The following is a 6,466-nucleotide window of genomic DNA, read 5'->3' on the forward strand; positions in this document are numbered from 1 at the left end:
GAACGCGGCGGGACGCTGCCGCCCCGCCGCTTTCGAGCGCTAACCCGAGAGCGTGGTCAGATAGCTTTCACAGTTATCATCCCCGGGCGCGAAGTAGCGAGGCGCCACAATTCCTGGAGGCATTGGAACACCGTGATCGCGCCGACCGCGACGATCGCCCAATGGATGCCGATGTTCACGCCGTGATCGATGTCCGCCAGTTGATCGGCGGGGAGCGTGCCGCTCGCGGTGAGCCAATGGCCGGCCTGATAGATCACATAGGCCAGGCCGAGCCCGCCCGCCGCGGTGGCGACCGACAGCACCGCCAGTACCGCTTTCCAGCGCGGCCGCAGCCACTGGATGAGGTTGTAGACGAGCCGCGCGACCATCAGCGCCAACACCGGCCACCAGACCGCGGCCCAGACCGGATCGGGCAAGAGGACCAGCCCTTTCACGTTGCCGTAATAGGTCGGGAAGGGCACCAACCCACACCACCACAGGATGAAATAGACCCCGATCGCGACCTCGAACGCCGATCCCCAGACATTGGGTTGCTTGTCCTTGACCTCGGGCAGGTCCTGGGGCCGCCATTTGGCGAGATGGTCGGCGGGGAAACCGGTGCGTTCGAGCGCATAGAATATCACGGCGACCGTGCCGAAGGCGAGCATCGCCGAACTGAACAGGTTGGACATCGCGCGGCCGAGGGCATGGGCGATATCGGCGTGGCCGAACACCACGCTCGACGCCGCCGTGACCGCGAAGGCGAGCACCAGCACCATCGCGACGATGCGCAGAGTCGCGACGAAGAACGGGAAGGCGTCGGGCCCGATCAGATATTGCTGCGGCCGATAGCGCGACGCGACGACCAGCGGGTGACCGACATCCTTGATCAGCGCCGACACCTCGCTCTTGTCGAGCGGACGACCGAGCGCGTCCTCGCGCGCTTCCTGGCGGGTCAGCAGGTCATCGCGAATTTCGGCGACGATATCGTCGGCCTTGTCCGCGGGCAGGCGCCGCGCGATCGCGGCGAGATAGCGGTCGATCAGGTCCATCTCATTTGTCCTTTTCGGTAAGGCGCAGGATCGAATCGGAGATCGCATTCCATTCGTGGAGCAGCGCGGCGAGCGTGTCGGTGCCGTCGACCGAGAGGCGGTAGAAGCGCTTGGTGCGCTTGGCCTCCTCGCGCCATTCGCTGATCAACAGGCCTTGCGATTCGAGCCGACGCAGCAGCGGATAAAGCGCGCCTTCGTCGATCAGCAGCCCGGCATCCTCGAGCGACTGGCGCAAGGTATAGCCATAGCGCTCCTCGCGCAGCGCCCCGAGCACGGCGAGCACCAGCGATCCCCGCCGAAGCTCGACGCGCAATTTTTCGAATATGTCATCATCGACTGGCATGAGCTGTGCTTCACATAGTGTGTGACATACACTGTGTGATACACAGTAATTGAGCTGTCAAGTCGCGCCATGCCAAGAGGAAGCGAAAGGGCGGTGGAGACAGAAAATGGAAGCCGAACGCGGCGGGTTACCGGTGCTGGACTTTGCCGATGCCCAGGCGTGGGAGGCCTGGCTGGCGGCGCAGGGTGGGAAGGCCGCCGGCATATGGCTGAAGATCGCCAAGGCAGGGAATAGCGCCTCGAGCCTGACCAAGGCGCAGGCGATCGACGCCGCCTTGTGCCATGGCTGGATCGACGGCCAGATCGACAAATATGACGAGGCCTGGTTCCTGACCCGCTTCACCCCGCGCAAGCGCACCAGCAAATGGTCGGAGAACAACCGCAAGCGCGCGGAGCAATTGGTGGCGGACGGTCGCGTGGCGCCGGCGGGACTGGCGGAGATCGAGGCAGCCAAGGCCGATGGGCGATGGGATACGGCCTATGCCCCAGCCTCGACCGCGGAAGAGCCGGAGGATTTGAAGGCCGCACTGGACGCGGAGCCGGCGGCGCGGGCGTTCTTCGACACGCTGACCGGAGCCAACCGCTATGCCATCCTGTATCGGGTGCAGACGGCGAAGAAAGCGGAGACGCGGGCGGCGCGGATCGAGAAGTTCGTCGCGATGTGCCGCCGGGGGGAGACGGTTCATTGAGCGGGGTGGATGTGGAAAGGGCCTCTTTTGGCCAATGGCCTTCCGCTCGTGGAGGGCGGCAGCCCGATTCACGATCGACCGCCGCTCAGCCAGGGCAGTCGAGCGGCATGCCATGTTCATCTGGCCGTCGGTGTGGTGAATCTTCCCGTGCGCCGAGCTGCGGAATGATCTATCGCTACACCCGGCCGCGGATGATAATCCCCGGCGCAGTGTTCGTGCTGGAATTGTGTGCGTGCCCGGAACCGGGGTAGCTCCCGACCCGGGCGTTTCGCATCCACTAGGATAGGCGAAAGGCAGGTCGATGCCCGAGTTCACGATCAACGGCGAAAAGCGCGACGTCGACGTTCCATCCGATATGCCGTTACTGTGGATGTTGCGCGACGTGCTGGGGATGACCGGCACAAAGTTCGGCTGCGGGATCGCCCAATGCGGAGCATGCACGGTTCATCTCGACGGCGTCGCCGTCCGATCGTGTCAGCTCCCGGTCGGTCGCGTCGGCAACCGCGCGATCACGACGATCGAAGGCATCGGGAACACCTCCGCAGGCGCGAAGATCCAGAAAGCTTGGATCGATCTGGAGGTCATCCAGTGCGGCTATTGCCAGCCGGGACAGATCATGTCGGCGGCCGCCCTGCTGGCCGGCAATCCCGCGCCTGACGATGCCGATATCGATGCGGCGATGGCCGGCAATCTCTGCCGCTGCGGCACCTATGTGCGCATCCGCGAGGGGATCAAGCATGCCGCCCGCTCCTGAGGCCGCCGCTGGGCTGTCGCGCCGCTCGATCCTCTCGGGCGGGGGCGCGTTCGCTGCCGGATTGCTGATCGCGATCGAGCTGCCCTGGGCCGCGGCGCGCGCGGCCACCGCGAGCGCGCCCGAGCCGGTGCCGACCGGCCAGCGCTTCAACGCCTTCATCCATATCGCACCCGACGACCGTGTGACCTTCACCCTGCCGGCGGTGGAAATGGGCCAGGGCGTCTATACGTCGCAGAGCCAGTGCATCGCCGAGGAGCTCGACGTCGCGCTCGACAAGGTGGTCGCCGCGCACGCACCGCCCGATCAGGCCAATTACGGCAGCCCGGTGTTCGTCGTGCAGGCCACCGGCGGATCGACCACGACCATGGCGTGGAGCGCGCCGCTGCGAAGAGCGGGCGCGACCGCACGCGCTCTGCTGGTGGCGGCCGCCGCTGCGCGGTTGCGGGTCGACCCCGCCAGCCTCTCTACTGAAAATGGCGTGATCACGCATGGCCCGAGCGGCCGTTCGCTGCGATATGGCGAGGTGGCCGACGCCGCTTCGCGGTTGAAACCACCGACCGAGGTCGCGCTCAAGGATCCGGGCCGGTTCCGCCTGATCGGCAAGCCGGTGCATCGCATCGACACGCCGGACAAGGCGATCGGCAAGACCGTCTACGGCATCGACGTGATACTGCCGGGCATGAAGTTCGCGACGTTGCGGTCTTCGCCGGTGCTCGGCGGCAAGGTCGGCAATGTCGATCAGGCGCCGGCGCTCGCCGTCCCCGGCGTCAAGCAGGTGATCGTGCTCGACGATCTCGTCGCGGTCGTCGCCGACAACACCTGGTCGGCGATGCAGGGGCTAAACGCGCTCGCGATCGACTGGGCGCCCGGGGCCAATGCCGGGCTCGATCAGGCGACCTTGTGGTCCGACCTGGAGAAGGCATCGCAGGGCCCGGGAGCCGTGGCCAAGAAGGAAGGCGACGCGCTCGCCAAGCTCAAGGACGGCACGTTGTTCGAAGCGAGCTACGAGCTCCCCTATCTCGCCCATGCGCCGATGGAGATGACCAATTGCACCGTGCATGTGCAAGGCGGTGCTTGCGAGGTCTGGACGGGGACGCAGGTGCCGGGCTTCGCCCAGGCCGGCGCCGCCAAGGCGCTGGGCATCACGCCCGACAAGGTAACGATCAACAATCATTTGATCGGCGGCGGTTTCGGCCGCCGGCTTGAGGTCGACGGCGTGATCAAGGCGGTGCGGATCGCCGCCAAAGTCGATGGGCCGCTCAAGGTGATCTGGTCGCGCGAAGAAGATATCCGCCAGCAACTCTATCGCCCGCTCTATCACGAACGATTGAAGGCTCGGCTGGAAAACGGGCGGATCACGGCCTGGCATCATCGCGTCACCGGCGGATCGGTCCTGGCGCACTGGCTGCCGCCGGCGTTCAAGGACGGTGTCGATAGCGATGCAGTCGATGGGGCAGCCGAGGTGCCCTACGCTGTCGGCGATCGACTGGTCGAATTTGTCCGCCACGAAAGCGCTGTGCCGGTGGCTTTCTGGCGTGGTGTCGGCCCGAATGGCAGCATCTTCGCGATCGAATGCTTCATGGACCTGATCGCGCGCAAGACCGGCGTCGATCCGCTCGCCTTCCGGCGTGGTCTGCTCGAAAAGAACGCGCGGGCGCTCGGCGTGTTGAATCTCGCGGCGGACAAGGCCGGCTGGGGTACGCCAGCGCCATCTCTTCCTTCCGGCGCACGGCGCGGGCGGGGGATCGCGCTGATGAACGCCTTTGGCAGCTATCTCGCCGCTGTCGCCGACGTGGCGGTGAGCGACGAGGGAGACGTAAACGTCACCCGCCTCGTGATCGCCGCCGATGTCGGCAAGGTCATCAACCCCGATATCCTTCAAGCGCAGATCCAAGGCGGGGCGGTCTTTGGTCTGTCGGCGGTCTTGTTCGGCAAGATTACCTTCGCTGGAGGCGCCGTCGAGCAAGGCAATTTCAACGATTATCGCATCCTCCGCATCGACGAGATGCCGGCGATCGAGGTGCACATCGTGCCGAGCACGGAGAATTCGGGCGGGATCGGCGAGCCGGGAACCGTGGTCACGCAGCCGGCGGTCGCCAATGCGGTCTATGCGGCAACCGGCGTGCAGCTCACGCGCATGCCGATCGACCGAGCGCTCATCGCGAAGGGAGCCTGAACGATGCGGCGGAACCTGTTGCTTCTGGCGGGCGCGATCGTCGTGCTCGTGGCAGCGATCGTCGGCCGCATGGTCTTCCAGCCCGGTCCCTACAGCTTTGCCGGCGGCACCCAGGTGGAGCTGGCCAGCTATCCGGACAAGACGCTGACCGGCGTGCCGGCCGAACTTGCCAATGCCGATCCGCGGACACGCGCCGACTATCTCACCCGGATGGCCGATTGCGAGGCGTGCCATACGGCAAAAGGCGGGAAACCGTTCGCGGGTGGACGGCCGTTCGTCCTTCCGTTCGGGACGATCTATACCCCGAACATCACGCCGGATCCGGAAACCGGGATCGGCAAATGGACCGACACGCAATTCCTCAATGCCGTGCACAAGGGCATCGCGCCCGATGGATCACATCTCTATCCCGCCTTTCCCTACGCTTCCTATACGATGATGACCGACGCCGACGTGCTGGCGATCAAGGCCTATCTGTTCTCGCTTCCCCCGGTGAAGCAGCCGAACAAACCCAATACGTTCGGCTTCCCGTTCAATCAGCGCTGGCTGATGGGAGTCTGGTCGGCCTTCTTCAACAGCGACAAGCGCTTCCGCCCGGTGCGCGAGCAGGGCGCCGTGTGGAACCGCGGCGCCTATCTGGTGGAGGCGACCGGGCATTGCGGCGAATGCCATACGCCCCGAAACCTGATGCAGGCGCTCGACCAGCGCAGCAAGTTCGCGGGCGGGGTCGCCGAAGGCTGGAATGCCTATAACATCACCAGCGACCGCGTCAGCGGCATCGGCGGCTGGAGCGATGCGGCGCTCGCCTCTTATCTGTCGACCGGTCACGCGCAGGGACGCGGCGGCGCGTCCGGCCCGATGGGCGAAGCGGTGTCGCTGAGCCTGTCGAAACTGACCAGGTCCGATCTCGTCGCGATCATCACCTATCTGAAGACGGTGCCTGCCATTCGCAGCGATCGCTCGCCGCAACCCGCCGGTCCGGCACCCGCCTCGCCCAAGCTCGCGTCGATCGACAACCCGGTCGGCAAGCGGGTGTTCGAGGGCAGCTGCGCCAGTTGCCATGCCTGGACCGGCGCCGGAGCGATCGTCGAGGAGGCCCGACTGACCGGCGTGCGCGCGGTCAACGATCCGACGGCGGCAAACGTGGCGGCGATGATCCTCAACGGCACCGGCAACCCCGGCACCGGTCGCCCTTATATGCCGGGCTTCGCCGCATCCTATTCCGATACGGAAATCGCCTCGGTCGCCAACTATGTGACAGCTCGTTTCGGCGCCGCAAAGTCGAGCATTACGCCAAAGGAGGTTGCTCGTTTGCGGCGGCAAAACTGAAGGACGGCGGCGCCTTTCCTTTACGCGATACGCAAAATTCTCGGATCCCAACCCGTAGAAAAGGGATGCTGCCCATGTCACCATGGTCCCCATTCAGGAGCAGGGATCGTGGCCGACCTAAAGCGTGATGACGTGAGTTTGCCCC

Annotated in this window: 6 protein-coding genes; 4 read left to right on the forward strand and 2 right to left on the reverse strand. The window is 65.4% G+C overall.

Going from position 1 to position 6,466, the window contains the following annotated elements; translation table 11 throughout:
• Window positions 1-56 precede the first annotated feature (56 nt).
• Window positions 57-1,031, reverse strand: a complete 975-nt coding sequence (locus SMA01S_RS20595) for a hypothetical protein (RefSeq protein WP_066826869.1) — start codon at window positions 1,029-1,031, stop codon at window positions 57-59.
• Between the two features lies 1 nt (window position 1,032).
• Window positions 1,033-1,374: a PadR family transcriptional regulator gene (locus SMA01S_RS20600; RefSeq protein WP_066826872.1), complete on the reverse strand. Its 342-nt coding sequence runs from the start codon at window positions 1,372-1,374 to the stop codon at window positions 1,033-1,035.
• A 106-nt stretch (window positions 1,375-1,480) separates the two neighbouring features.
• Here SMA01S_RS20600 and SMA01S_RS25230 point away from each other — a divergent pair, with 106 nt between their 5' ends.
• The 4 genes from SMA01S_RS25230 to SMA01S_RS20620 all read left to right on the forward strand — a co-directional run bounded on the left by SMA01S_RS25230 (window position 1,481) and on the right by SMA01S_RS20620 (window position 6,321).
• Window positions 1,481-2,062, forward strand: coding sequence for a YdeI/OmpD-associated family protein (locus SMA01S_RS25230; RefSeq protein ID WP_066826874.1), 582 nt, complete (start codon window positions 1,481-1,483; stop codon window positions 2,060-2,062).
• A 301-nt stretch (window positions 2,063-2,363) separates the two neighbouring features.
• Window positions 2,364-2,816: a (2Fe-2S)-binding protein gene (locus SMA01S_RS20610; protein WP_066826876.1), complete on the forward strand. Its 453-nt coding sequence runs from the start codon at window positions 2,364-2,366 to the stop codon at window positions 2,814-2,816.
• On the forward strand, window positions 2,800-4,992 hold the full coding sequence (locus SMA01S_RS20615) for a xanthine dehydrogenase family protein molybdopterin-binding subunit (RefSeq protein ID WP_066826878.1): 2,193 nt from the start codon (window positions 2,800-2,802) through the stop codon (window positions 4,990-4,992). The genes SMA01S_RS20610 and SMA01S_RS20615 overlap by 17 nt, the downstream gene beginning before the upstream one ends.
• Window positions 4,993-4,995: 3 nt before the next feature.
• Window positions 4,996-6,321, forward strand: a complete 1,326-nt coding sequence (locus tag SMA01S_RS20620; protein WP_066826880.1) for a cytochrome c — start codon at window positions 4,996-4,998, stop codon at window positions 6,319-6,321.
• The last annotated feature ends 145 nt before the right edge of the window (window positions 6,322-6,466 follow it).

This window comes from Sphingomonas mali NBRC 15500 (genome assembly GCF_001598415.1).
GTDB classification, from domain to species: domain Bacteria; phylum Pseudomonadota; class Alphaproteobacteria; order Sphingomonadales; family Sphingomonadaceae; genus Sphingomonas; species Sphingomonas mali.